Here is a 23,913-nt window from a genome sequence, read left to right as displayed (position 1 = left end):
CCGCCCCGGGGGTCAGACGGCATCCGCCGGGAGACGGCGCCCGGGGCGCGAAGGCAACCGCCGGGCCACAGCACCCCGGGGCCAGACGGCAACCGCCGGACACTCAGCCGGGCCGGACGACAGCCGCCGGGTACTCTGCCGGGCCCTGCCGCGGTCGCCGGGGGCCCGCCCCGGGGGTCAGACGGCATCCGCCGGGAGACGGCGCCCGGGGCGCGAAGGCAACCGCCGGGCCACAGCACCCCGGGGCCAGACGGCAACCGCTGGACACTCTGCCGGGCCGGACGACAGCCGCCGGGACACGCCCCGGCTCAGATCGCAGCCCCCGCCGGAAAACGGCCCCGGCTCAGATCGGCAGCCGCCGGAACACCCCTCGTGGCAGATGCCGCAGTGCCGACATCACCACCCGCAGGGTGCCCGGTACCCACACGGTCTCCGAGCGGCGGCGCAGCCCCAGTTCCACGGCCGTGGCGACCGCCTCGGGCGTGGTCGCGAGGGGGGTCTCGGGGAGGCCGGCGGTCATGCGGGTGCGTACGAAGCCGGGGCGTACGACCATGACGTGCACGCCCGTGCCGTGCAGCGCGTCGCCCAGGCCCTGCGCGAAGGCGTCCAGGCCGGCCTTGCTGGAGCCGTAGATGAAGTTGGCGCGGCGGGCCCGCTCGCCCGCGACGGACGACAGCACGACCAGCGAGCCGTGCCCCTGGGACTGCAGGGCGCGGGCGCACACCAGGCCCGCCGAGACCGCGCCCGTGTAGTTGGTCTGCGCGACCCGCACCGCCGCCTCCGGCTCCCGTTCGTCACGGGCCTGGTCACCGAGCAGCCCGAAGGCGAGCAGCACCATGTCGATGTCGCCCTCGGCGAAGATCTTGCCGAGCACGGCCTCGTGGGCGGCGGGGTCGAGCGCGTCGAAGGCGACGGTGTGCACGTCGGCGCCGAGTCCGCGCAGCTGCCCGGCGGCCTCCTCCAGCGCGGGTGAGGGACGGCCCGCCAGCCAGACCGTGCGGGTGCGGCGGGCGATCAGCCGGCGGGCGGTGGCCAGCGCGATCTCGGACGTACCACCGAGGACGAGCAGGGACTGGGGGAGGCCGAAGGCGTCCTTCATGACAGCTCCTAGGGGTTGCCTGGTTTCCGGTGCCTAGAGACCGAGGCGGCGGGACAGGTCGGACACGAAGACACCGTGCGGGTCCAGTTCGGCGCGCAGGGTGCGGAAGTCGTCGAGGCAGGGGTACATCGCCGCGAGCAGTTCCGGGCGCAGCCGGGCGTCCTTGGCGAGGTAGACGCGGCCGCCCGCGGCGGCGACCTCCTCGTCGAGTTCGTCGAGGAACGCGCCGAGGCCGGGCAGCCCCGCCGGGATGTCCAGGGCCAGCGTCCAGCCGGGCACGGGGAAGGACAGCCAGCCCGGGTCGGACTCCCCGAAGCGCTTGAGGACGGCGAGGAAGGACGGGCAGCGGCGTTCGGAGATGCGGCGCACGATGCGGCGCAGGGCGTCCTCCTGGCCGTAGCCGACGACGAACTGGTACTGCACGAAACCGCCGCGGCCGTACACGCGGTTCCAGTGGGGCACGCCGTCCAGGGGGTGGAAGAAGGCGGAGATCCGCTGGAGTTGGCCGGCCCGGGCGCGGGGGGCCTTGCGGTACCAGAGCTCGTTGAACAGGCCCACGGTGGTGCGGCTGAGCAGGCCCTCGGGGAGGACGGCGGGGGCGGACGGGAGGCGGGACGTGCGGAAGGAGAGCGCGTCGCGGCGCAGGCGGGCGGGGAGCGCGTCCAGGGGCGCGTGGTCGCCGCGGGTGAGGACCGCCCGGCCGGTCGCCGCGCCCCGGGCCAGCAGGTCGATCCAGGCGACCGAGTAGCGGTAGCGGTGGTCGGTGGCGGCCAGCCGGGCCATCAGGTCGTCGAGGTCGGCCGCCCGTTCGGTGTCGACCGACATCAGCGAGGTCTCCACCGGCTGGAGCCGGATCGTCGCGGTGAGGATCACCCCGGTCAGGCCCATGCCGCCCGCGGTGGCGTCGAACAGGGGCGTGCCGGGGATCACCGTGCGGATCTCGCCGTCGGCGGTGAGCAGTTCGAGGGCGAGCACGTGCCGGGCGAAGGAGCCGGAGACGTGGTGGTTCTTGCCGTGGATGTCGGCGCCGATCGCCCCGCCGACGGTGACGTAGCGCGTGCCGGGGGTGACCGGCACGAACCAGCCGAGCGGCAGCAGCACCTCCATCAGCCGGTGCAGGGAGACGCCCGCGTCGCACAGCACGGTGCCGCCGTCGGCGTCGATCGCGTGGACGCGGTCCAGGCCCGTCATGTCGAGCACGGCCCCGCCCGCGTTCTGCGCGGCGTCCCCGTACGCCCGTCCCAGGCCCCGGGGGATCCCGCCGCGGGCCCCGCACTCCCGGACGGCCGCCGCGGCCTCCTCGTACGTCCGCGGGCGGATCAGCCGGGCGGCGGTGGGGGCGGTGCGGCCCCAGCCGGTGACGGTGGTGTGGTCCAAGCCCGTGATGTCCGGGGCCTGATCGGGGGCGGAATCGGTGTCGGCAGACATGTCGGTGACCGTATCGCCCTGGTGTGAGCTATTAGTTCGAGAACATGGCATCCCTCCCCGAAACGGGTGATTAATGGGATGTCGCTCAATATTGCCGGAGTTCGGGCCAGGTGGGCGTGAACAGTGAGTCCACATGGACGACCTCGACGACCTGCACGACATGGACCACCGGATCGTTTCGGCGCTCAGGGCGTGCGGCACCGACCCGCGCGTGGCCGGGGCCGCACGCGCCCTGTCCTGGGCGGGGGAGCACGCGGCGCTGTGGCTGGCGGCGGGCCTCGCCGGAGCCGCCGTCGACGGCAGAAGACGCGGCGCCTGGCTGCGCGGCACGGCCCTCACCGCCGGGGCGCACCTCGTCAGCATGGGGGTGAAACGGGTCGTGCGCCGCCCGCGCCCCGCGCACGTCGAACCCCTGGTGCGCACCGCCGGCCGGCACTCCTTCCCCAGCTCCCACGCCACCTCCGCCGCGGCCGCCGCCGTGGCCTTCGGTGCCCTAGGGGCGCGCGCGGTCCCGCCGCTCGCCGCCGCCGTGTGCGTCTCCCGCCTCGTTGTCGGCGTCCACTACCCCTCGGACGTCGCGGCCGGTGCCGCGCTCGGCGCCCTCACGGCCCGCCTGGGCGCCCGCTGGGTGAAGGGAGGCGCCCACCATGAGTGAGACGGCCGTCCTGCGGCAGCGCGCCCCCGAGCAGCCGTCCGCGCCCTCCCGCAGGGGCGGTCTCCTGGCCGGTCTCGTCCGGACCGCGCGCCCCAGACAGTGGGTCAAGAACGTCCTCGTGGTCGCCGCCCCGGCCGCCGCGGGCGAACTCTTCTCCCGGTACGCCCTGACCCGACTCGCCCTCGTCTTCGTCCTCTTCACCGCCTGCGCCGCCGCCGTCTACCTCGTCAACGACGCCCGCGACGCCGACGCCGACCGCGCCCACCCCGTCAAACGGCACCGCCCGGTCGCCGCCGGACAGGTGCCCGTGCCCGTCGCCTACGCCGTCGGCGGCGCCCTCGGCGTCCTCGCGCCGTTCGCCGCGGCCTGGCTGTGCGGCCCGGCCGTCGCCGCCCTGCTGACCGCCTACCTCGGCATGCAACTGGCGTACTGCGTCAGCCTCAAGCACGTCCTCGTCGTCGACCTGGCCGTCGTCACCACCGGCTTCCTGATGCGGGCCATGGTCGGCGGACTCGCCCTCGGCATCCCGCTGTCGCGCTGGTTCCTGATCACGACCGGGTTCGGCGCGCTGTTCATGGTGTCGGCCAAGCGCTACTCGGAGGCCGTGCAGATGGCCGGAAAGGCGGGCGCCACGCGCGCGTTGCTCACCGAGTACACCACCGGCTACCTCCGCTTCGTCTGGCAGCTGGCGGCCGGTGTCGCCGTCCTCGGCTACTGCCTGTGGGCCATGGAGGAGGGCGGCGTCCCGCACACCAGCGTGCTGCCCTGGCGGCAGCTGTCCATGGTCGCCTTCATCCTCGCGATCCTCAGGTACGCCGTGTTCGCCGACCGCGGCACCGCCGGCGAACCCGAGGACGTCGTCCTGCGCGACCGGGCGCTCGCCCTCATCGGCCTGGCGTGGCTGGCGATGTACGGCCTGGCGGTGGCCAACTGGTGACCACGCGCGCGTGGCCGGGCCCCGCGGCCCCCGGCCGTCGCGAGGTGCTGGGCTTCGCCGCCGCCGGTCTCCTCGCCTACGCCGTGGACCTGGCCCTCTTCACGTACCTGCGCGGCCCCGCCGCGCTCGACCCGCTCACCGCCAAGGCCCTCTCCTTCGTGGCCGCCTGCGCGGTCGCCTACGCGGGCAACGCCCTCGGCCCCTACCGGACCGCGCGGGTCCGGGGCCTGCGCCCGTTCGCCGTGTTCTTCGCGGTGAACCTCGCCGGGGCCGCCGTCCAGCTGCTCTGCCTCGCCGTCAGCCACTACGGCCTCGGGCTCACCTCCCAGCGCGCCGACACCGTCTCCGGCGCGGTCGTCGGCATGGCGCTGGCCACAGTCCTGCGGTTCTGGGGTACCCGTACATGGGTGTTCCGGGCGGAGGGCAGAGTCGGATCATGGACTGGCTGAAAAGGCTCCCGGTGGTCGGACCGTGGGCGGAGCGGCTGATGATCACCCACGCGTGGCGGTCGTACGAGCGGCTGGACCGCGTGAAGTGGACGCGGCTGGCCGCCGCGATGACCTTCACCAGTTTCGTCGCGCTGTTCCCGCTGCTGACCGTGGCCGCCACCATCGCCGCCGCCACGCTCAGCACGGAGCAGCAGAACGCGCTGCAGGACAAGATCGCCGAGCAGGTGCCCGGCATCTCCGACCAGCTGGACATCGCCGGACTGGTGGACAACGCCGGCACGGTCGGGTTGATCGCGGGCGCGGTGCTGCTGTTCACCGGCATCAGCTGGGCCGGCTCCATGCGCGAGTGCCTGCGCGCGGTGTGGGAGCTGCCCGACGAGGAGGAGAACCCCGTCCTGCGCTACGCCAAGGACGCGGGCGTCCTGATCGGCCTCGGCGGCGCGCTCCTCGTCACCATCGCCGCCTCCGCCGTCGCCTCCGCGATGATCGGCTGGATCACCCGCCAGCTCGGCATCGACGAGGGCGGCTGGAGCGGGGCCCTGCTGCACGTCGCCGCGTTCCTGGTCGCCGTCCTCGCCGACTTCCTGCTGCTGCTCTACGTGCTGACGCTGCTGCCCGGCGTCGAGCCGACCCGCCACCGCCTGTTCGTGGCGGCGCTGACCGGCGCGGTCGGCTTCGAACTGCTGAAGCTGCTGCTCAGCGGCTACCTCCAGGGCGTGGCCGCGAAGAGCATGTACGGCGCGTTCGGCGTGCCCGTGGCGTTGCTGCTGTGGATCAACTTCACCTCGAAGCTGGTGCTGTTCTGCGCCTCCTGGACGGCGACGCAGAGCAAGCGGGACGAACTCCCGGCCCTTACGGGCGAGTCCGGCGGCGCACCAGATCCGGCAGCGGCCAGCGACGGTTGACCAGGAACGCGCCGCCCGCGAGCAGCACCAGCACACCCCCGGTGATGCCGAGCGCGACCCCGATGCCGCTGGAGCCGTCCGCGGCCGGGGCGCTGGCCACCGGCTTGGCGCCGGTCCCGGCCGTGCCGCTGCCGCCGTCGCCGGAGCCGCCGGCCTCGCCGGAGGAGTTCGCGCCGGGCTGCGCACTGGCCTGCGCGGCGCTCTTCGGCGGCACCAGCTCGCCCACCGGCTGCACCTTCCCGGCCGCCTTGAAGCCCCAGTCGAACAGCCGGGCGGTCTCCTTGTAGACCTCGTTGTGCTCGGCCTTCTCCGGGTTCATGACCGTGACCAGCAGCACCTTGCCGTTCCGCTCGGCGACGCCGGTGAAGGTGGCGCCCGCGTTGGTGGTGTTGCCGTTCTTGACGCCGGCGATGCCCTGGTAGACGGGGACGTCCGAGTCCCCGGCCAGCAGCCGGTTGGTGTTCTGGATCTCGAAGGACTTGCGGACCGTCTTGCCCTTCTTGTCCTTCTTCGTCTCGCCGGGGAACTTCGCGGTGACCGTCGAGGCGTACTCGCGGAAGTCCTTCTTCTGCATCCCGGAGCGGGCGATCAGCGTCAGGTCGTACGCGGAGGAGACCTGCCCCTCGGCGTCGTAGCCGTCCGGGCTGACGACGTGCGTGTCGAGGGCCTGCAGCTCCTCGGCGTGCTCGTTCATCTCCTTGACGGTGTTCGCGACGCCCTTGTTCATCGCGGACAGCACGTGCACGGCGTCGTTGCCGGAGCGCAGGAAGACACCCAGCCACAGGTCGTGGACCGTGTAGGTCTCGTCCTCCTTTATCCCGACCATGCTGGAGCCCGCGCCGATACCGGCCAGGTCGGAGGGCGCGACCTTGTGCTTCGCGGTGCTCGGGAACTTGGGCAGCAGCGTGTCCGCGAACAGCATCTTCAGCGTGCTCGCCGGAGCGAGGCGCCAGTGCGCGTTGTGCGCGGCCAGCACGTCACCGGACTCCGCGTCGGCGACGATCCAGGACCGGGCGCTCAGGTCCTTCGGCAGCACCGGCACGCCGCTCGCCAGGTTCACCTGCGTGCCCGGCTGCCCGAGCCGGGCGCCGCCGACGGTCGACATCGACGCCGGGGGAGTGGCCGACGGGCTGCCCGAGGGGCTCGGCGACGGGCTCGGGGCGGCGACGGCGGCGGGCGCGGCCAGGGCGAGGGACGACAGGACGGCGGAGGTGACCAGCAGGGATCGCCTGGCGGTCTTCTTCGGAGCGGGCACGGTCGGAAACGTACATGCCGTACGCACGGAAGTCCCGCCTCCGGCCCCACCCCGCGAACGGAACCGGACAGGCGCTGGCGATACTGGACTCATGAAGCTCAGCCGCCCCGTCTCCTGGTTCCTGCTCGCCTTCGGGGTGTGGAGCTGGGTCATCTGGATCACTTTCGTCAAGAACCTTGTCAAGGACAGCAGCGGGCTCGCCTTCGACGACGGTCGTCCCACGGCCTACTTCTGGGTGCACCTGCTGCTCGCCGTCGTTTCCTTCGTATTGGGGACGGCCATCGGGGCCATCGGGTTGCGTGGTCTGCGCGCACTGCGCCGGACGTCATAACGTCATCAGGGCAATCGGGAGACACGACACCGTGGCCATCGTCTTCGTACTCGTCGCACTGCTCGTCCTGGCCGTCCTCGTGACGGCCAACTGGTATGTGTGGCGCCGCCTGTTCCGCGACACGACGCGAGGGCCCGGGCTCACCCGCCGCCTGGGCGCCGTGCTGGTCGCCGGCGGCTGGACCCTCGCGATCACGGCCCTCGTCGCCGAGCGCACGGGCGCCCCGTTCGGACTCCAGCAGGCCCTGGCCTGGCCGGGCTTCCTGTGGCTGGCCCTGTCGATCTACCTGTTCCTCGGGGTGCTGGCGGGCGAGGCCGTACGACCGCTGCTGCGGTGGTTCCTGGAACGGCGGGCGAGAACCGGGACGGGAACGGGCCCGGGCCCGTGCCCGGGCTCGGAATCGGACTCGGGGCTCGATGGGGAGGAGAGGGCGGCGGCCACCCCCCGGGGCGGCAGCGCCGCCGGGACGCCCGTGTCCGCGGTGGCCGCCGGTGTGACGACGGCCGAGCCGCCGGCGGACGGCGGCGGCGTCGCAGCGGCCGCGTCCGTCACGGCAGCCGCCTCGCAGGCCGACCCCGGCTCCGCCGACCCCGGCTCCCCAGCCACCGCCCACCACCCGCAGGCCGACCTCACCGCCGACGCCGCACGCCAGCCGCTCACCACCACCGCGCCCGAGCCCGTCACGCCCGAGCCCCCCACGCCCGCCCCCGCCGCCCCCTCCCGCCGTCTCTTCGTCTCGCGGGTCGTCGCCGGGGCCGCCGCGGCTGCCGCTGTCGGGACCGTGGGGTACGGGACGTACGGCGTGCTGCGCGGGCCGAAGGTGAAGCGGGTCACCGTGCCGCTGGCCAAGCTGCCGCGCGCCGCGCACGGGTACCGGATCGCCGTGGTCAGCGACGTCCACCTCGGCCCGGTCCTGGGCCGCGGCTTCGCCCAGAAGGTCGTCGACACGATCAACGCGACCCAGCCCGACCTGATCGCGGTCGTCGGCGACCTGGTGGACGGGAGCGTCAAGGACCTCGGCCCCGCGGCCGCACCCCTGGCCCAGCTGAAGGCCCGTCACGGCTCCTACTTCGTCACCGGCAACCACGAGTACTTCTCCGGCGCCGAACAGTGGGTCGAGGAGGTCCGGCGCCTCGGCCTGACCCCCCTGGAGAACGCCCGCAGGGAGATGCCGTACTTCGACCTGGCCGGAGTCAACGACGTCGCGGGCGAGGAGGAGGGCCAGGGCCCCGACTACGCCCGGGCCCTCGGCGACCGGGACACCGCCCGCGCCTGCGTGCTCCTCGCCCACCAGCCCGTCCAGATCCACGACGCCGTCGAGCACGGCGTCGACCTCCAGCTCTCCGGCCACACCCACGGCGGCCAGCTCTGGCCCGGCAACCTCCTCGCAGCCGCCGCCAACCCGACCGTCGCGGGCCTGGAACGCTACGGCGACACCCAGCTCTACGTCTCCCGCGGCGCGGGCGCCTGGGGCCCGCCCACCCGGGTCGGCGCCCCGTCGGACGTCACGCTGATCGAGCTGGCGTCCAGGCAGGCCTGACCGCGCACCTCATGAGGGAGCTGTGAAACTGGACCGAAACGCCCATCGGTAAGTTCTTTCCCAACTCATCAGATCTCCCTTCCCCCTGGTCAAACTCCTGTGATTGGGTGAGCCCGCCACGAACTGGTGTGGCATACGCGCATATGCACAAGGGCCCGAGGGCCCGGTGAGGCCCAGGGAGGGCACAGCCGATGCGATCGATTCGCATACGGATACTCGCGGGGCTGCTGGTCCTGGCCGCCGCGGGCGTGGGCGCCTGGCAGTTCCTGCCGTCCAAGGGCGACGGCCGCACCATCACGGTCGGCACGACGGACGCCGTCACCTCACTCGACCCGGCCGGGGCCTACGACGCGGGCTCCTGGGCGCTGTTCAGCAACGTCTTCCAGTCGCTGCTGACCTTCGCGCCGGGCGGCACCGCACCCGTGCCGGACGCGGCCAAGAGCTGCTCCTTCACGAGCAGCGACCTGACCACGTACCGCTGCGAACTGCGCTCGGGCCTCACCTTCCCGAGCGGCCGGAAGATGACCGCCGAGGACGTGCGGTACTCCTTCGACCGGATCCTCAAGATCAAGTCCCCGGTCGGGCCGGCGTCCCTGCTCGGCACCCTGAGTTCCGTGGACGCCGACGGGCTGACCGTCACCTTCCACCTGTCCTCGCCCGACGCCACGTTCCCGTTCAAGGTGGCCACCGGCGCGGGCTCGATCGTCGACCGCACCGTGTACCCGGCCGACAAGCTGCGCTCCGGCGACGCCGTCGACGGCACCGGCCCCTACACCCTCACCTCGTACACCAGGGACAAGAAGGCGGTCCTCGCGCCCAACCGGCACTACCAGGGCGCCGTCAAGGGAGGCGCGGGCCGGAGCGTGGAACTGCGCTACTACGCCAGCCCCGAGGCCCTGGACACCGCCTGGAAGGACAAGCAGGTCGAGGTCGCGACCGACCAGCTGCCGCCGCAGGTGCTCGCCGATCTGAACCCCAGCGATCCCACGCAGCGCGTCTTCGAGGCGGACGGCTCCGAGACCCGGAACCTGTACTTCAACACCCGTAGGGGCAAGCCCCTGCACGACCCGAAGGTCCGGCAGGCCATGGCCTGGCTCATCGACCGCGAACAACTGGCCGCCATCGTGTACGACGGCACCGTCGACCCGCTGTACTCCCTGATCCCGACGGGCCTCACCGGGCACACCGCCTCGTTCTTCGACGACTACCCGAAGCAGGACCCGAAGAAGGCGCGGCAGCTCCTCACCGAAGCCGGCGTGACCCTGCCGGTCCGCTTCACCTACGGCTACGCCGAGGGCCGCGGCGCCGGTGAGCAGGAGGCCGCCGAGATCAAGCGGGAGCTGGAGGCGAGCGGCCTGTTCAAGGTCACCCTCAAGGGCTACGAATGGACCGACTTCCAGAAGCAGTGGGCGAGCGGCAAGCTCGACGCGTACGCCGTCGGCTGGGTCGCCGACTTCCCCGACCCGGACACCTTCGGCGCCGCGCTCGTCGGCACGGGCAGCACCATGAACACCGGATACAGCAGCAAGACCGTCGACCGGCTCATCACCGACAGCCGCCGCTACGCCGACCGCAGCGAGGCCGACCAGGACTTCCGGGAGGTGCAGCAGACCGTCGCGCAGGACGTGCCGGTGCTGCCGCTGTGGCAGGCGAAGGAGTACGTCGTCACCACCGAGGACATCGGCGGCGGCCAGTACCTCTCGGACGGCACGGGCGTGTTCCGCCTCTGGAGCCTCAACGGACTCTGACGGTGAGCCGGCGCCGGGTCTAGGTGTCGCCGCGCCGCGCGGCCGGGTCCGGGATCGCCCGGGTCATCCCCGGCAGGAAGTCCGTGAACAGCTCGTGCACCTCGCGCACGAGTGGCCGCAGCACCCGGAAGCGGGCCAGGGCGACGCCCCGCGCGGTGAGCCGGGCCCCGCGCTCGGCGAGCCGGTAGCTGCGCTCCCGCCCCTCGGTCCGGTCGAAGATCCAGTACAGGCAGAGGCCCATCTGGGACAGCCACATCAACTCGGGCAGGATGTCCCGCAGTTCCTCGGGCACCTTGGACCTGGTCGCCCCGGCCAGCACCGCCCGGTGCACGCTGATGGCCTCCTCGCGGGCGTGCTCCGACTCCGGCGAGAAGGGGCTGAGCGGGCTGTCCGGATCGGCGGCGTTCTTGAAGAACTGCACCGCGAACTCGTGGTAGGGCGCGGCGATATCCAGCCACGCCCGCAGCACACCCGCGAGACGCGCCTCCAGCTCGGTCTCCCGCTCCAGGATCTCCCGGACCGCCACCTGGTGCTCGGCGGCGATCCGGTCGTAGAAGCCCTGGATCAGGTGCTCCTTGCCCGCGAAGTAGTAGTAGGCGTTCCCGACGGAGACCCCGGCCTCCTTGGCGATGGCCCGCATCGTCGTCTTGTCGTAGCCGCGCTCCTGGAACAGCCGCATGGCCGTCTCCAGGATCAGCGCGCGGGTCTGCTCGGACTTGGTCGGAAGGGCGCCGTCATCGGGGCCGTCGTTCTTCGCGGGCACGGGAAGAGAGCCTAACGTCAGCGCCCGGGCGCCCGGCGGGGGGCGCTGCTGCCGGTCAGTCGCTCTTCCGCTTGTTCCCGGCGTCCAGGATCTCGGCGACGTCGACGCTCACCTTGGCACCGATCGTGTCGGGCAGCGAGACGGTCTCACCGGGGGCGTGGACACGGTGGCTGCCGTATTCGTCTCCGGCCGGGTCCGTCAGCACGTGCAGGCGCTGGTGCTTGCGGTCGACGATGACGTAGACGGGCACCTTGGCCTCGGCGTAGGCGGCGACCTTGGTCTTGAGGTCGTCCTTCCAGTTCCCGGAGGTGACCTCCAGGACGAGACGGAAGCAGGCCGGGTCGTAGGCGTTGTTCTCGACGAGGTGGTCGTCGATGTCGGCGTCCACCACCACGAGGTCGGGGATGGCGTAGTCCTCGGCGCCGGTGGGGAGCCAGAGCCCGACGTTCTGGAGCACCTCGGTTTCGCCGCCATGCAGGCCCGCGGCGATGAACGGGATCATGAGGCCGGTGAGGGCACGGGCATGGGGAGCATCCGGGGACGGGGTCACGAGGAGATGACCTCCGATGATCTCGACGCGGTAGCCCGGATGGCGCTCCATGATCTCGTCGGCGATGGTCGTCAGGGTGACCGGCTCTTCGTCGTGGAAGGGCTGCTCGACGGAAGCTGCGGACATCAGGTGCCTCCTGGGGGCTGGTGTCGAGACCATCATCGTAGGCCGGACGACACCCGTGGGACCTTCGCAGCCACGCTCACCCGATGGTGTGGCATATGCCAGAGGGCCCTGCCTCCAGTGGAAACAGGGCCCTCATCAGCCAGCGGGCGGCCTCAGTAGCGGCGCGTGATCAGCGCCCTCTTCACCTCGGCGATCGCCTTCGTGACCTCGATGCCGCGCGGGCACGCGTCCGTGCAGTTGAAGGTCGTGCGGCAGCGCCACACGCCGTCGCGGTCGTTGAGGATCTCCAGGCGCTGCTCGCCGGCCTCGTCACGCGAGTCGAAGATGAAGCGGTGCGCGTTGACGATGGCGGCCGGGCCGAAGTACTGGCCGTCGTTCCAGAAGACCGGGCACGACGTGGTGCAGGCCGCGCAGAGGATGCACTTCGTGGTGTCGTCGAAGCGCTCGCGGTCCTCGGCGGACTGCAGCCGCTCACGCGTGGGCTCGTTCGTGTCCTTCGTGATGAGGAAGGGCATGACGTCCCGGTACGCCTGGAAGAACGGCTCCATGTCGACCACGAGGTCCTTCAGGACCGTGAGGCCCTTGATGGGCTCGACCGTGATCGGCTTCTCGGGGCTGATGTCCTTGATCAGCGTCTTGCAGGCCAGGCGGTTCTTGCCGTTGATCCGCATGGCGTCCGAGCCGCAGATGCCGTGCGCGCAGGAGCGGCGGAACGTCAGCGTGCCGTCCAGCTCCCACTTGATCTTGTGGAGGGCGTCGAGGACGCGCTCCTTCGGGTCGATCTCGACCTGGAAGTCCTCCCAGGTGGCGTCCGCCGCGACCTCCGGGTTGAAGCGGCGGACCCGGAAGGTGACCGTGATGTAGGGGGAGTCGGCGAAACCGGGCTCGGGCTTGCCGGCCGCGTCTTCCTTGTCCAGAACAGGGGTAGCCATCAGTACTTACGCTCCATCGGCTGGTAGCGGGTCTGGACGACCGGCTTGTAGTCGAGACGGACGGTTTCGGAGCCGTCGGCGCCGACCTCGCGGTACGCCATGGTGTGCCGCATGAAGTTGACGTCGTCGCGGTTCGGGTAGTCCTCGCGGTAGTGACCGCCGCGGGACTCCTTGCGGGCCAGCGCGGAGACGGCCATGACCTCGGCGAGGTCGAGCAGGTTGCCCAGCTCGATGGCCTCCAGCAGGTCCGTGTTGAACCGCTTGCCCTTGTCCTGGATCGCCACGTTCTTGTAGCGCTCGCGCAGCTCCGCGATCTTCTCGACCGCCGTCTTGATGGTCTGCTCGGTGCGGAACACCATGACGTTGGCGTCCATGGTCTCCTGCAGCTCGCGGCGCAGGACCGACACCCGCTCGGAACCGGTGGAGTTGCGCAGCCGCTCCACCTGCTCCAGCACGAGCTCCGCCGGGTTCTCGGGCAGCTCGACGAAGTCCGCCTTCTGCGCGTACTCCGCCGCCGCGATACCGGCCCGCTTGCCGAAGACGTTGATGTCCAGCAGCGAGTTGGTGCCGAGGCGGTTGGCGCCGTGCACCGACACGCAGGCGACCTCGCCGGCCGCGTACAGGCCCGGGACGACCGTGGTGTTGTCCGCCAGGACCTCACCCTCGACGTTGGTCGGGATGCCGCCCATGGCGTAGTGCGCGGTGGGCTGGATCGGGATCGGGTCCGTGTAGGGCTCGATACCCAGGTACGTACGGGCGAACTCGGTGATGTCCGGGAGCTTCGCGTCCAGCTGCTCCGGCGGGAGGTGCGTGAGGTCGAGGTAGACGTGGTCGCCCTCGGGGCCGCAGCCGCGGCCTTCCCGGATCTCCGTGTAGATGGAGCGGGACACGACGTCACGGGACGCCAGGTCCTTCATGACCGGCGCGTACTTCTCCATGAAGCGCTCGCCGTCCTTGTTGCGGAGGATGCCGCCCTCACCGCGGGCGCCCTCCGTCAGCAGGATGCCCATGCGCCAGATGCCGGTCGGGTGGAACTGGAAGAACTCCATGTCCTCCAGCGGGATGCCCCGCCGGTACACGGCCGCCTGGCCGTCACCGGTCAGCGTGTGCGCGTTGGACGTCACCTTGAAGAACTTGCCGCAACCGCCGGAGGCGTAGATCACGGACTTCGCGTGGAAGACGTGGATCTCGCCCGTGGCCAGCTCGTACGCCACCACACCGGCCGACTTCTTGACGCCGTCGACCTCGGTGATCAGCTGGTCCAGGACGTAGAACTCGTTGTAGAACTCCACGCCTTCCTTGACGCAGTTCTGGTACAGCGTCTGGAGGATCATGTGGCCGGTGCGGTCGGCCGCGTAGCAGGAGCGGCGGACCGGGGCCTCGCCGTGGTTGCGGCTGTGACCGCCGAAGCGGCGCTGGTCGATGGTGCCGTTCGGGGTGCGGTTGAACGGCAGGCCCATCTTCTCCAGGTCGAGGACGGAGTCGATGGCCTCCTTCGCCAGGATCTCGGCGGCGTCCTGGTCGACCAGGTAGTCACCGCCCTTGACCGTGTCGAAGGTGTGCCACTCCCAGTTGTCCTCCTCCACATTGGCCAGCGCGGCGGCCATGCCGCCCTGCGCGGCGCCCGTGTGGGAGCGGGTCGGGTAGAGCTTGGTCAGGACGGCCGTGCGGCTGCGCTTGGTGGACTCGATGGCCGCGCGCATGCCCGCGCCACCGGCGCCGACGATGACGGTGTCGTACTTGTGGATCTTCATGATTCTCGCAGCCCCGTGCCTAGCGGATGTTCGGGTCGAAGGTGAAGATCACCAGCGTGCCCAGCAGGATGGTGAACACCGTGGCCGTGTAGAGCAGGCCCTTGAGCCACAGCCGGGTGTTCGCGCGCTCCGCGTAGTCGTTGATGACCGTGCGCAGGCCGTTGGCGCCGTGCAGCATCGCGAGCCAGAGCATGAGGAGGTCCCAGACCTGCCAGAAGGGGCTCGCCCAGCGGCCCGCCACGAAGGCGAAGCCGACCTTGGAGACGCCGCCGTCCAGCACGAGCTGGATCAGCAGGTGGCCGATGACCAGCACGACCAGCACGACGCCGGACAGGCGCATGAAGAGCCAGGCGGCCAGCTCGAAGTTGCCCCGGGTGGTCTTCGGGGTCTTCTTGGTGCGCTTGCGCGGGGCCTCGATGAAGGGGGCCGGGTTGTCGACGGTGTAGACGGCGCCGCCCTCGACGGGGCCGACGCCGGCGGCGGACTTCTCAGTCGTGGACATTGGCGTCAGCTCCCGAAGAGTTCACGAGCGGCGTGGCCGAGGACGGGGTAGATCGCCCCGAGCATCAGCACGACCCACAGGGCGACGACCGTCCAGAGCATCTGCTTCTGGTAACGGGCGCCCTTGATCCAGAAGTCGACGGCGATGACGCGCAGACCGTTGAGCGCGTGGAAGAGGATGGCGGCGACGAGGCCGTACTCCAGCAGCGCGACGATCGGCGTCTTGTACGTGGCCACGACGTTGTCGTAGGCCTCAGGGGACACCCGCACGAGGGCGGTGTCCAGCACGTGAACGAACAGGAAGAAGAAAATGAGGACGCCGGTGACTCGGTGAGCCACCCAGGACCACATTCCTTCCCGGCCGCGGTACAGCGTTCCAGCCGGCACGGAAGTTTCCTCCGGGAGCGGGGATTGGGGCCGCGCCGGCTTGGTGTGTCGGTCGGGCCCGGCCGGGTACGGTCCACCGGCCCCCAGCATCGTAGCGAGGCGCTGCCGCCGGGCTGAGCGGGGGTCTGGCTGTGTGATCAAACTGGCATGCGTACGGGCTAGCTTTGCGGCTTATGGGGTGGGGTGTTCTGTTATTGGCCGGCTGCGGGTTCGTTGTGGTTGATCGCGCAGTTCCCCGCGCCCCTGAGGGCGTCTACCAGCCGTTCCCTTGCCAGGCACCGCAGCTCCTCCGCCACGACCACTCGTTCCTCTTCCGGATCGTTGGTCAATCGTGACCGGATGGCTTCCAGGATGCGGTCGAGGGTCTCGTCCGGGGCCACGCCGTCCAGGCAGATGACGAACACGTGTCCGAAGCGGGCCTCGTAGGCGGCGTGGGCCGCGCTCAGGGCCGTGTGGGCCGCGGAGTAGGTGCCCGGCGGGAGTGTGGGGAGGGGCTCGGCGGCCAGGGCCTCGGTCAGATCGGCCCAGGTCAGGTCGTAGGCCGCCTCGTCGGCGGCGGCGAGCAGGGAGCCGAGGTCCGGGTAGGGGCGGTGCTCCGCGACACGCCCGGCCCAGCGCGGGCTGCGGAGGCAGGTGAGGAGGGTCTGCTCCAGATCCTCGGCGGAGGCTGCGTTGAAGTGCTCCACCGGTATGGCGAGTCGGCCGGGGAGATCTGGGAGACGGTGCGCAGGCAGCGTGGGTCCTCGTGGGCGTCACGTGTGTCGGCAGGGCAAGTTGTGAGAGATGTGACCTCACGCTATCGAGTTCGACCGTGACGTGTCCGACGGATGCCCGAATTTCACCCGGGAGAGAGAGTTTCGGCACGCGTGGTGGACGCGCGCCGAGGCGCGTCGGGTTTTAGGTTGGCGTGGTGAGTCAGCACAGGCGCCGGGTTCCGGCGAAGCAGGGAAAGCAGCGGCAGGTGCTGGTCGTGGCCATGGCGGTAGCCCTGGTCGTGGTCGCGGCCGGGGTGAGTCTCGGGCTCTGGGCGGCCTCGGGCGGTGAGGGCGGTGCCACCGGGCCGGAGGCCAGAGCCTCCCGGGGCGGGGCCGCGGCCGCGCCCACCACCGGCGGGCCGAGCCCCGAGCCCGGTCCGACCCGCTCGTACCCCCTGTCCGAGGCGCCCCGCACCATCCCCGCCGTGCGCGACCACACGCCGGCGCGCGGCCCGGGCTGGCGCCCCGAGAAGGGCCACCGCGTGGTCGTGGACGACCCGGCGCTGGCCGACGAGGGACGGCTGATCGCCGGTGAGCTGGGGCTGTCGTACCAGGGCGAGAAGAGCGACAAGCGGGCCGGGGACCTACGGCTGAGCCTGAACGACGACGAGGGCGCGAACCCCGAGTCGTACGTGATGACCGTGCGCGACGGGCGGGTGGAGATCAGCGGGCCCGCCGAGGCCGGGGTCTTCTACGGCACCCGCACGCTCAAGCAGGAGGCCCACGACGGCGGGACGGCGCCCGAGGGCGTGGTGCGGGACGAGCCGGCCAAGGCGCAGCGCGGGTTCATGCTGGACATCGCGCGCAAGCCCTTCACGGCCGGCTGGATCGAGGACCGGATCCGGGAGCTGGGCGATCTGAAGTTCAACCAGCTGGGGCTGCACTTCTCCGACGACCAGGGGTTCCGGATCGAGTCGTCCTCGCATCCGGAGGTGGTGTCCGAGCAGCACCTGACCAAGGCGCAGGTGCGCAGGATCGTCGACCTCGCCAGGAGCCGGCACATCACCGTCGTGCCCGAGATCGACTCGCCCGGGCACCTCGGCGCGGTCCTCGACGCCCATCCCGACCTCCAGCTGCGCAGCGCGCAGGGGTCGGCGGTGCAGGGCGCCATCGACATCTCCAAGAGCGAGAGCGCCGACATCGTCGACGACCTGCTGAACGAGTACGCGGACCTCTTCCCCGGCGGGCCCTGGCACCTCGGCGGCGACGAGTACCAGGCGCTGACCCGCTCGAACCCCGAGGCGTCGTTCCCGCAGCTGGCCGCGGCCGCCCGGGAGCAGTACGGCTCCGGCGCGACGGTCGCCGACCTCACCACCGGCTGGCTCAACGACCGGGCCGCCACCGTCCGCAAGCACCAGCGCACCCCGCGCGCGTGGAACGACGGCTTCTTCCGCGGCACGTCCGTCGAGGCCGCCGAGGACATCCAGGTGGCCTACTGGACGGGCAAGGAGATCGGCGCCCGGCAGCCCGCGGAGTACCTGAGCGCCGGCCGCAAGGTGATCAACTACAACGACGAGTTCCTGTACTACGTGCTCGGCGAGCCGCAGACCTTCGTCTACCCGACGGGGCAGCGGATCTACGAGCAGTGGACACCGCGGGTGCTGCGCGGCACCGAGGCCGTGCCGGAGCGCTATGACGGGCAGATCCTCGGCGGCTCCTTCGCCGTCTGGGGCGACCGCCCGAACGCCCAGACGCAGGACCAGGTGGCGGCCGGGATCCGGATGCCGCTGCGGGCGACCGCGCAGAAGCTGTGGGACCCCGACCGGCCCGAGCTGTCCTGGGCGGAGTTCCGGGCACTGGCGGACAGGCTCGCCTGACCCGGCGCGCATTGGCCCATACGCCTGCGAACTCCCGTACGGCTGTGGTGGTCTTCTGACCGGAGCCGAATCGAATATGCCGGGGGGAACCGGGACATGGGCTACTGGGGTTACTTCGTCGTGGGCCGGGGGGAACGGCCGCTCGCCGAGCTGGACGCGCTGGCGCAGGCCGGTGACGGTCTGACGCGGCGCGGCTCGGCGCCGGGCGGGTGGCAGTTGTGGGAGTACCCGAGCGGTGACGGCGATGTCGGGAACATGAACGTCCTCGCCCGGGAGACCGGGGCGCCCGCGCTCTTCGGGTACGTCATGGACAGCGCGTGCGTGGTGCTGGAGGCCGCCGGGCCGGAGAGCGGGGCCTGGACGACCTGCCTCGGACGGGCCGCCATGGCCGGGTACCTCGGGGCCGACCGGGAGGGCCTCACGCTGGAGGACTACTTCCTGGAACCCGGCGACGCCGCCGAGCGCGCCGTCCGCTGGGCCGCCGAGGCCGGGCACGAGGTGAACGCCGGCGCGCTTGTGGACGTACTGACGTCAGACCCCGATCCCCTGGCCGAAAACCTGTTGTTCCGCTTCCTCGACAGGCTGGGCGTGGTGCCCCTGTGACACTCCGGGGCCGTCGCACGCAGTAAGGGGAAGTGCGGCTTCCGTGAGGGGCGAGGGCGGGAGCGGCCTGGCAGGGCCCCGGAGAAGGCCCGCAGAGGGAGGCGTGGATGAGCCTGGTGGAGTTGATCGCACAGGCCGATGAACGCGGGCTGGCCGCGAGCGGGCTGGCTTGTTTGGATCGGTGTGTGCCCCTGCTGGGCGGCGACGACGAGATCCTGCGCCCCCTGTGGGCGAGCCTCACCGACGGCGCCGGCGCCGAGGAGTGGGGCGAGCGTCTGGAGCAGGCGCGCGGGAAACTGGACGTCCCGGGCGCCGAGGACGAGGCGGTCCTGCTCGCCCACCGGATGCTGGAGGCCGCCCCCGCCGGGCGGGCCGCCGCCGAGGTGCGGGTGTGGGCCGACGCCTGCTCCGTCGCCTCCCTGCAGATCCACCGCCTCCTCGACACCGCCGGGGACGAGGCCTCGTCCGTCGCCGCACGCCGCGAGGGCCGTACGGAGGGCATGTCGCCGCTCGTCGCCGCGGAACTGCGCCGCCAGATCGTCGTGCTGGAGGTCCTGGCCGGGCACGGCCAGGCCGGGCTGCGCCGGGCGCTGGAGGTGTCGACGGAGGGGCGGCGGGTGCTGCGCGCGGTGGTGTCGCGACGAATCAGGCAACAGGGCTGAAAACGGGGCCACCGGCACCTCTGACCGGCCCAAACCCCTGTTTCTGGAAGAGTCCTGTGACCGTCCCTTGAGCGAGGTGGGGCGGTCCTGCGCCGGTTGCGGGAAGCCCCCGATTCCGCGTGACGAAAGCCCGCGGCACGGCGCTCTTCGGGATGTGACGACTCAAGCGGAGACCAGGCCGTCGGCTGCGGCGAAGCCGCTGCGATGGGCGGCGGACACGGTGGCGACGATGCGCGAGGGGGCACGGCTGCGCCTCGACTACTCGGCGCAGAGTCTGTGGAGCATCGACCGGATGATCGAGGGGATACGACGCGAAGGAGCGCCCTACGCGGCCGTGCGGGAGGTGCTGCGCGGATTCGGCGCCTACGCCGGTGAGGTGATGGCGCGTCAGACCGGCGCCGAGTGGTGGGCGAGCGGCGGCGACCACTGGATCCGCACCCCCGACGGGCGCCTGTGGGACCCGATCGACGAGGCCCGCCGCGCTTACGCGGGGCACGGATCGCTGCGGCTGCTGTGCCGGGACGCGGCGAACTCCGCGCCCCGGCGGTAGTTCAGCGCCCGAGCACGCCCTCCGTCCCGGGCCCGGCCGGCTCCGGGGCCGTCTGAGGAGCGGGCTCGGTGGGCTTGCCCGCGTTCCCGGCGAGGGCGCGGATCTCGGGCAGGTCGTCGTAGAGGTGCTGGCCGGGGCAGGCGGTCGGGTAGCCGTCGCGGTGCCCGGAGACGCGGTGCAGCGTGACCTTCTGGCCCAGCTTGTACTTGCCGTTGTCGGCACCGGCGGTCAGCACCGTCGTCCCGGTCGGGTCGAGGCCGTACAGGCCGAGCTTCCAGGCGGCGACCTTGGCGACCGACTCGCGGACCGCGGTGTTCGTGGTCGCCGTGGTGTAGTCGCCGAGCACCGAGACGCTGCTGGTGGCGGCGTTGAAGCCGTAGGTGTGCGCGCCGAGGACGGGCTTGTCGATGCCGCCCGCGCGGCCCTCGAAGACGGTGCCGCACTTGTCGACGAGGAAGTGGTAGCCGATGTCGTTCCAGCCGTTGCTCCGCACGTGGTAGAGGAACACGCCGCGCACGACCGACGCGGACTCCTCGCAGGTGTAGTCGTTGGTGCCCGCCGTGTGGTGGACGAACACCGCCTGGGTGTCGGAGGTGTAGGAGGGCGGGTCCTTCACCAGGGACTCGTCGGCGCCCCAGGCGGAGCGCGGCGTCACGGCGGGGCGCTCGGCCGAGGGCGCTCCGGCGGCCGGGCCGACGACGCCCGGCTCCACGACGTCCGGTTCGACGACCGCGGTGTGCACGGCGTCCGCCCCGCCCTCGGGGTCGACCAGTTCGACGCGCAGCCCGGCGGGCAGCCGTGCGCCCGAGACGCGTACCTGGACGCCGTCCGAGGGCCCGGCCCACAGCGGCTGGGTGCCGCCGCGCACCGAGGCGCCGTCGCGGTCGGGTCCCGTCTCGGGCGTCCGCACGTCGGTGTCCAGGGCGTGCCACGGGCTCCACTCGCCGCTCTCGCGGGAGCGGGTGCGCACCTGCGCGGTGCCGTCGAGGGCCGCGTCCGGGTCGTCCCAGGTGATGCCGACCATGCTGAACGGCTCGGTGGTGCGCGGCGCGAGGGACCGCTCGTGCGGATCGCCGCCCGGCACCCGGACGGTGTGCACCCCGTCCGAGGAGGAGGCCAGGGCCGGTCCGGCCGGGCCCAGGGCGCCGAGGGCCAGGGCCGTGGCGACGGCGGTGCGCAGCAGAAGGCGTGTCATTCGGTGCTCGTTTCCGGTCCTCTTGCGGGGCGGCGTGATGTCGTGATCGTCCTTCCCGCCCTCCGGGGCCGTCCGCTCGCCCGCCCGGAGAAATCCGGCGAACGGAGGACGGCTCCGCCGCTGAAAGAACCCCTGAGAGACAGGGGCCCCGCGCCGTGCGCGGGGCCCCTGTCCTCAACCGGGCTGACGGCCTGTCACGGCGTCAGCGTCTGGCCCAGGTGGGCGTCCGTCGGCGTGCCCAGCGTGGTCTTGCTGAAGATGACGGAGTCGGCGTAACCGAGGCCGGTGCTGTTGCTCGGCAGATGCAGCAGGATGCCGTCGCCCCCGTCCTCGCCGTCCGCGCCGAAGGTGAGGTCCGTCCGGCCGTAGCCGGACAGGTCGGTCAGCGACACGGACGAGCCGAAGCGGTCGTCGGTCTCCGTGGAGCCCGGGATGCCGGAGGTGTCCTGCGATATGCCGACCGAGCCGGAGCCGGTCAGGCCGGACGCGGAGCCCTTGACGAGGATCGCGTTGCCCGCGTTGGCGCGGTTGGCGCCGTCCCGGGTGAGGTCCTCGCCCGGGGCGCCCGCGAGGGCGTCCGCGTAGCCGTCGGCGTTGTAGTCGCCGACCGCGACGGAGGTGCCGAGGGCGTCCCCGGACTCGTTGCCGCCCGGCACGTACGCCGTGTCCTGGTGGATCACGGTCATGCCGGTGGTCGTGAAGCCGGTGGACGTGCCCGGGACCATGGTGATCTGGCCGCCGGTCTTTCCGCCGGACTCGGAGGCGACCGGCTGACCGATGACGATGTCGTCGTAGCCGTTGCCGTTGACGTCGCCGGCCGCGAGGGACCGGCCGCCCTTCACGGAGATCACTCCGGCCTTGGTCAGGCCCGTCGCCGAGCCCGCGAAGCGGACCACCCGGCCGATGCCGCCGGTGTCGCGGTAGTTGAGGGCGATGTCCGCGTAGCCGTCCCGGTTGAAGTCGCCGGTCGCGGCGTCGAGGTAGGAGACGGCGCCCGTGGCCGTGGTGAGCGTGCCGTACTTGGTGGCGCCGCCGGTCAGCCGGGCGTTCCAGGTGCCGCCCTTGCCGGTGCCGGCGGAGAAGACGTCCGCCTTGCCGTCGCCGTCGAAGTCGCCGACGGCGACCGTGGAACCGAGCCTGGCGCCGGTCGACGTGACCCCTGACGTGGTGTAGGAGAAGCCGGTGTCGAGGGCGGGGCCGTACATCACCGTGACGGAGCCGCGGTCGGCGTGGCCGCTGGTGTCGTCCTCGCCGGGCGCGCCGATGGCGAGGTCGGCGTAGCCGTCGCCGTTGACGTCGCCCCAGGCGCTGGCGGTGCCGAAGCCGTCACCGGACTCGTTCGAGCCGGGGACGCCGGTGCTGTTCTGGCTGAGCGTCACCTTCGCGGCCGTGACCGGGCCGTCGATGCCGCCCGGGACGACGGTGACGGTGCCGCCGCCGCTCAGGGGTTTGGGCGTGCCCGCGACCAGGTCGGTGACGCCGTCCCGGTTGTAGTCGGAGGTGGCCAGGGCGTGCGAGATGCCCGGGGTCTTGGCGACCTGGGCGATCCGGGAGAGCCGGGAGTAGAGGTTCGCGCCCGGGCAGGCGGTGGCGTTGGTGTCCCGGTGGCCGAAGACCCGGGGCAGGGTGATCGAGACGCCCTTGCCGACCTTGTTGCCGTCCTGGCCTGCCGGGCTGCCGGAGGTGAGCGTCACCTTGCCGGTCGGGTCGATGCCGTACATCCCGAACTTCCAGGCGACGAGCCGGGAGATCGCGTCGAGCGCGGCGCGACTCGGCCGGGCCTTCTCGAAGTTGCCGATGTACGAGATGCCGACGGTGTCGGTGTTGAAGCCGACGTCGTGGGCGCCGGTGACCGGCAGGTCCATGCCGCCGCTGCGGCCCTCGAAGATCTGGCCGCACCGGTCGACGACGAAGTTGTAGCCGATGTCGTAGTAGCCGCGGGCGAAGTGCTCCTGCTGGATGGAGCGCATCCGGGCGCGGGACTGGGCGCAGGACAGGGTGTTGTCGCTGTCCATGCCGGTGTGGTGGACGACGGCGGCCTTGATCTCGGTGCCGTAGGCCGGTGTGCCGTCGTAGTCCGTGGAGGCGCCCCACTCGGCCTGCGTGATGATCGGCGGCTTGACGACCGTGGAGGGGCGGGGGGCGGGGACCGTGGGGGTCGGGGACGGGGTGGCGGACGTCGATGTCGACGCGGTGGGGGACGCCGGCGTGGAGGCGGACGGGGATGCCGTGTCGCCGGGGGTGCCGGTCGGGGTGGCGGTCCCGGTCGGGGTGGCCGTGCCGGTGGGGGTGGCCGTTTCGGTCGTGGTCCCGGTGGGGGCCGTCGGCTCGGTCGTCGGGGCGGGGGTCTCCTCGGCGTACGCCGCGGGCCGGATGCCGTCCTCCGGGTCGGTGCCCGGGTCGAGCAGCTTCACGTCCATGCCGGCGGGCTGGCCGCCCGCCTCGGTGCCGTCCGCGTTCACGACACGCACCTCGACGCCGTCCGCGTCGCCGGTCCACAGGGACTCGGTGCCGCCGCGCAGCGCCGCCCGCTCGCCCTCCGCGCCGTCGGCCTGGGCCGGCTCGGCCGACAGCTTCTGCCAGCCGGACCAGCGCCGGCTCTCCAGGTCCCTGGTCCGCACCTCGGTGGTGCCGCGGACCCGGGCGTCCGGGTCGTCCCAGGTCACCAGCACCGCGCTGAACCGGTCCGTGCCCTGCTTGGCGAGGCCCTTGCGCCCCGCGCCCCTGTCCTTGAGCTGCACCGTGTGGACGGACGGCTTGCGGCTCTGCGCCGCGCCGCCGGACCCGCCCGGCGGATCGGCCATCGCGTATGTGACGACCCCCGCTCCGCTCAGCACGACGGCACCGACCGTCAGCCACGCCCGTCTCTTCAGACTGAGCGGTTTGTACGCGCGCGTGCTCCGAGGACTCAAGACCCCACCCCTAAAAATGGACACATACGCACCTGCTGTCACACAGGTGCCATTCACCC

At 71.9% G+C, this 23,913-nt stretch carries 23 protein-coding genes; 11 read left to right on the top strand and 12 right to left on the bottom strand.

The genetic code is table 11. The features are described from left to right. Positions 1–343 precede the first annotated feature (343 nt). Positions 344–1,099: a decaprenylphospho-beta-D-erythro-pentofuranosid-2-ulose 2-reductase gene (locus ABZ386_RS39920; protein WP_351337283.1), complete on the bottom strand. Its 756-nt coding sequence runs from the start codon at positions 1,097–1,099 to the stop codon at positions 344–346. 33 nt (positions 1,100–1,132) lie between these two features. Beyond that, entirely contained in the window at positions 1,133–2,527 is a 1,395-nt protein-coding gene (locus tag ABZ386_RS39915; RefSeq protein ID WP_358968377.1) for an FAD-binding oxidoreductase, read from the bottom strand. Between the two features lie 133 nt (positions 2,528–2,660). Here ABZ386_RS39915 and ABZ386_RS39910 point away from each other — a divergent pair, with 133 nt between their 5' ends. Genes ABZ386_RS39910 through ABZ386_RS39895 form a run of 4 tightly spaced genes read left to right on the top strand, consistent with a single transcriptional unit; the run spans position 2,661 to position 5,473 of the window. After that, positions 2,661–3,182, top strand: a complete 522-nt coding sequence (locus tag ABZ386_RS39910) for a phosphatase PAP2 family protein (RefSeq protein ID WP_114254887.1) — start codon at positions 2,661–2,663, stop codon at positions 3,180–3,182. Beyond that, a complete protein-coding gene (locus ABZ386_RS39905; protein WP_351337276.1) occupies positions 3,175–4,119 on the top strand; it encodes a decaprenyl-phosphate phosphoribosyltransferase in 945 nt (314 codons plus the stop codon). The genes ABZ386_RS39910 and ABZ386_RS39905 overlap by 8 nt, the downstream gene beginning before the upstream one ends. Beyond that, positions 4,116–4,568 (top strand): GtrA family protein, encoded by a 453-nt coding sequence (locus ABZ386_RS39900; protein ID WP_351337273.1) that lies wholly within the window; start codon positions 4,116–4,118, stop codon positions 4,566–4,568. Before ABZ386_RS39905 ends, ABZ386_RS39900 begins: the two co-directional genes overlap by 4 nt. After that, positions 4,556–5,473, top strand: a complete 918-nt coding sequence (locus ABZ386_RS39895; RefSeq protein WP_358968374.1) for a YihY/virulence factor BrkB family protein — start codon at positions 4,556–4,558, stop codon at positions 5,471–5,473. Before ABZ386_RS39900 ends, ABZ386_RS39895 begins: the two co-directional genes overlap by 13 nt. Here the strand turns inward: ABZ386_RS39895 and ABZ386_RS39890 are convergent. Then, positions 5,421–6,728: a D-alanyl-D-alanine carboxypeptidase gene (locus ABZ386_RS39890; protein WP_343236407.1), complete on the bottom strand. Its 1,308-nt coding sequence runs from the start codon at positions 6,726–6,728 to the stop codon at positions 5,421–5,423. The two genes, ABZ386_RS39895 and ABZ386_RS39890, sit on opposite strands and share 53 nt — an antisense overlap. Positions 6,729–6,819: 91 nt before the next feature. Here ABZ386_RS39890 and ABZ386_RS39885 point away from each other — a divergent pair, with 91 nt between their 5' ends. The 3 genes from ABZ386_RS39885 to ABZ386_RS39875 all read left to right on the top strand — a co-directional run bounded on the left by ABZ386_RS39885 (position 6,820) and on the right by ABZ386_RS39875 (position 10,347). Continuing rightward, positions 6,820–7,059, top strand: a complete 240-nt coding sequence (locus ABZ386_RS39885) for a hypothetical protein (RefSeq protein ID WP_355720415.1) — start codon at positions 6,820–6,822, stop codon at positions 7,057–7,059. A gap of 31 nt (positions 7,060–7,090) precedes the next feature. Then, positions 7,091–8,599, top strand: a complete 1,509-nt coding sequence (locus tag ABZ386_RS39880) for a metallophosphoesterase (protein WP_351337264.1) — start codon at positions 7,091–7,093, stop codon at positions 8,597–8,599. A 191-nt stretch (positions 8,600–8,790) separates the two neighbouring features. Then, entirely contained in the window at positions 8,791–10,347 is a 1,557-nt protein-coding gene (locus tag ABZ386_RS39875; RefSeq protein ID WP_358968370.1) for an ABC transporter substrate-binding protein, read from the top strand. Positions 10,348–10,366: 19 nt separating this feature from the next. Here ABZ386_RS39875 and ABZ386_RS39870 read toward each other — a convergent pair whose 3' ends face one another. The 7 genes from ABZ386_RS39870 to ABZ386_RS39840 form a co-directional block, all read right to left on the bottom strand. Then, positions 10,367–11,110, bottom strand: coding sequence for a TetR family transcriptional regulator (locus ABZ386_RS39870; RefSeq protein WP_355719083.1), 744 nt, complete (start codon positions 11,108–11,110; stop codon positions 10,367–10,369). A 55-nt stretch (positions 11,111–11,165) separates the two neighbouring features. Continuing rightward, on the bottom strand, positions 11,166–11,786 hold the full coding sequence (locus ABZ386_RS39865) for a Uma2 family endonuclease (protein WP_351337255.1): 621 nt from the start codon (positions 11,784–11,786) through the stop codon (positions 11,166–11,168). 152 nt (positions 11,787–11,938) lie between these two features. Beyond that, positions 11,939–12,718 (bottom strand): succinate dehydrogenase iron-sulfur subunit, encoded by a 780-nt coding sequence (locus ABZ386_RS39860; RefSeq protein ID WP_031119860.1) that lies wholly within the window; start codon positions 12,716–12,718, stop codon positions 11,939–11,941. Next, positions 12,718–14,472, bottom strand: a complete 1,755-nt coding sequence (gene sdhA / locus ABZ386_RS39855) for a succinate dehydrogenase flavoprotein subunit (protein WP_114254897.1) — start codon at positions 14,470–14,472, stop codon at positions 12,718–12,720. Before sdhA ends, ABZ386_RS39860 begins: the two co-directional genes overlap by 1 nt. Positions 14,473–14,491: 19 nt before the next feature. Beyond that, on the bottom strand, positions 14,492–14,974 hold the full coding sequence (locus ABZ386_RS39850) for a succinate dehydrogenase hydrophobic membrane anchor subunit (RefSeq protein WP_114254898.1): 483 nt from the start codon (positions 14,972–14,974) through the stop codon (positions 14,492–14,494). 5 nt (positions 14,975–14,979) lie between these two features. Continuing rightward, entirely contained in the window at positions 14,980–15,360 is a 381-nt protein-coding gene (sdhC, locus tag ABZ386_RS39845) for a succinate dehydrogenase, cytochrome b556 subunit (protein WP_010047075.1), read from the bottom strand. Positions 15,361–15,551: 191 nt separating this feature from the next. Next, positions 15,552–16,046, bottom strand: coding sequence for a 2-oxo-4-hydroxy-4-carboxy-5-ureidoimidazoline decarboxylase (locus tag ABZ386_RS39840; RefSeq protein WP_358968367.1), 495 nt, complete (start codon positions 16,044–16,046; stop codon positions 15,552–15,554). Between the two features lie 290 nt (positions 16,047–16,336). Between ABZ386_RS39840 and ABZ386_RS39835 the strand changes: the two genes are divergently transcribed. The 4 genes from ABZ386_RS39835 to ABZ386_RS39820 all read left to right on the top strand — a co-directional run bounded on the left by ABZ386_RS39835 (position 16,337) and on the right by ABZ386_RS39820 (position 19,747). Beyond that, complete coding sequence (locus ABZ386_RS39835; protein ID WP_355719104.1) at positions 16,337–17,932, top strand: glycoside hydrolase family 20 protein; 1,596 nt, start codon at positions 16,337–16,339, stop codon at positions 17,930–17,932. A gap of 96 nt (positions 17,933–18,028) precedes the next feature. After that, positions 18,029–18,535 carry a hypothetical protein gene (locus ABZ386_RS39830; protein ID WP_356501510.1) on the top strand — a complete coding sequence of 169 codons (507 nt, stop codon included), beginning with the start codon at positions 18,029–18,031 and terminating at the stop codon, positions 18,533–18,535. Positions 18,536–18,642: 107 nt separating this feature from the next. Next, the gene (locus ABZ386_RS39825) at positions 18,643–19,197 is read left to right on the top strand and encodes a hypothetical protein (RefSeq protein WP_356618503.1); all 555 of its coding nucleotides are present in this window, start codon (positions 18,643–18,645) and stop codon (positions 19,195–19,197) included. A gap of 154 nt (positions 19,198–19,351) precedes the next feature. Then, positions 19,352–19,747 (top strand): hypothetical protein, encoded by a 396-nt coding sequence (locus tag ABZ386_RS39820; protein ID WP_114254903.1) that lies wholly within the window; start codon positions 19,352–19,354, stop codon positions 19,745–19,747. A 1-nt stretch (position 19,748) separates the two neighbouring features. On the opposite strand, the gene ABZ386_RS39815 is transcribed toward ABZ386_RS39820, so the two are convergent. Next, positions 19,749–20,942 carry an N-acetylmuramoyl-L-alanine amidase gene (locus ABZ386_RS39815; RefSeq protein WP_355719098.1) on the bottom strand — a complete coding sequence of 398 codons (1,194 nt, stop codon included), beginning with the start codon at positions 20,940–20,942 and terminating at the stop codon, positions 19,749–19,751. Positions 20,943–21,136: 194 nt separating this feature from the next. After that, on the bottom strand, positions 21,137–23,746 hold the full coding sequence (locus tag ABZ386_RS39810; protein WP_358968401.1) for an N-acetylmuramoyl-L-alanine amidase: 2,610 nt from the start codon (positions 23,744–23,746) through the stop codon (positions 21,137–21,139). Positions 23,747–23,913: the final 167 nt, after the last annotated feature.

The sequence above is a fragment of the Streptomyces sp. NPDC006140 genome, from assembly GCF_040628815.1.
GTDB lineage: Bacteria > Actinomycetota > Actinomycetes > Streptomycetales > Streptomycetaceae > Streptomyces.
Note: the sequence above shows the minus strand (reverse complement) of the source record. Positions and strands in the feature narration are given on the sequence as shown.

Bases quoted from the DNA above. Each gene is read 5' to 3' on its own strand.
- ABZ386_RS39860 (WP_031119860.1), bottom strand. From the start codon at position 12,718: ATGGCTACCCCTGTTCTGGACAAGGAAGACGCGGCCGGCAAGCCCGAG.
- ABZ386_RS39810 (WP_358968401.1), bottom strand. From the start codon at position 23,746: ATGGCCGATCCGCCGGGCGGGTCCGGCGGCGCGGCGCAGAGCCGCAAG.
- ABZ386_RS39865 (WP_351337255.1), bottom strand. From the start codon at position 11,786: ATGTCCGCAGCTTCCGTCGAGCAGCCCTTCCACGACGAAGAGCCGGTC.
- ABZ386_RS39885 (WP_355720415.1), top strand. From the start codon at position 6,820: ATGAAGCTCAGCCGCCCCGTCTCCTGGTTCCTGCTCGCCTTCGGGGTG.
- ABZ386_RS39830 (WP_356501510.1), top strand. From the start codon at position 18,029: ATGGGCTACTGGGGTTACTTCGTCGTGGGCCGGGGGGAACGGCCGCTC.
- ABZ386_RS39895 (WP_358968374.1), top strand. From the start codon at position 4,556: ATGGACTGGCTGAAAAGGCTCCCGGTGGTCGGACCGTGGGCGGAGCGG.
- ABZ386_RS39905 (WP_351337276.1), top strand. From the start codon at position 3,175: ATGAGTGAGACGGCCGTCCTGCGGCAGCGCGCCCCCGAGCAGCCGTCC.
- ABZ386_RS39850 (WP_114254898.1), bottom strand. From the start codon at position 14,974: ATGTCCACGACTGAGAAGTCCGCCGCCGGCGTCGGCCCCGTCGAGGGC.
- ABZ386_RS39835 (WP_355719104.1), top strand. From the start codon at position 16,337: ATGGCGGTAGCCCTGGTCGTGGTCGCGGCCGGGGTGAGTCTCGGGCTC.
- ABZ386_RS39920 (WP_351337283.1), bottom strand. From the start codon at position 1,099: ATGAAGGACGCCTTCGGCCTCCCCCAGTCCCTGCTCGTCCTCGGTGGT.
- ABZ386_RS39875 (WP_358968370.1), top strand. From the start codon at position 8,791: ATGCGATCGATTCGCATACGGATACTCGCGGGGCTGCTGGTCCTGGCC.
- ABZ386_RS39825 (WP_356618503.1), top strand. From the start codon at position 18,643: ATGAGCCTGGTGGAGTTGATCGCACAGGCCGATGAACGCGGGCTGGCC.
- ABZ386_RS39910 (WP_114254887.1), top strand. From the start codon at position 2,661: ATGGACGACCTCGACGACCTGCACGACATGGACCACCGGATCGTTTCG.
- sdhA (WP_114254897.1), bottom strand. From the start codon at position 14,472: ATGAAGATCCACAAGTACGACACCGTCATCGTCGGCGCCGGTGGCGCG.
- ABZ386_RS39815 (WP_355719098.1), bottom strand. From the start codon at position 20,942: ATGACACGCCTTCTGCTGCGCACCGCCGTCGCCACGGCCCTGGCCCTC.
- ABZ386_RS39915 (WP_358968377.1), bottom strand. From the start codon at position 2,527: ATGTCTGCCGACACCGATTCCGCCCCCGATCAGGCCCCGGACATCACG.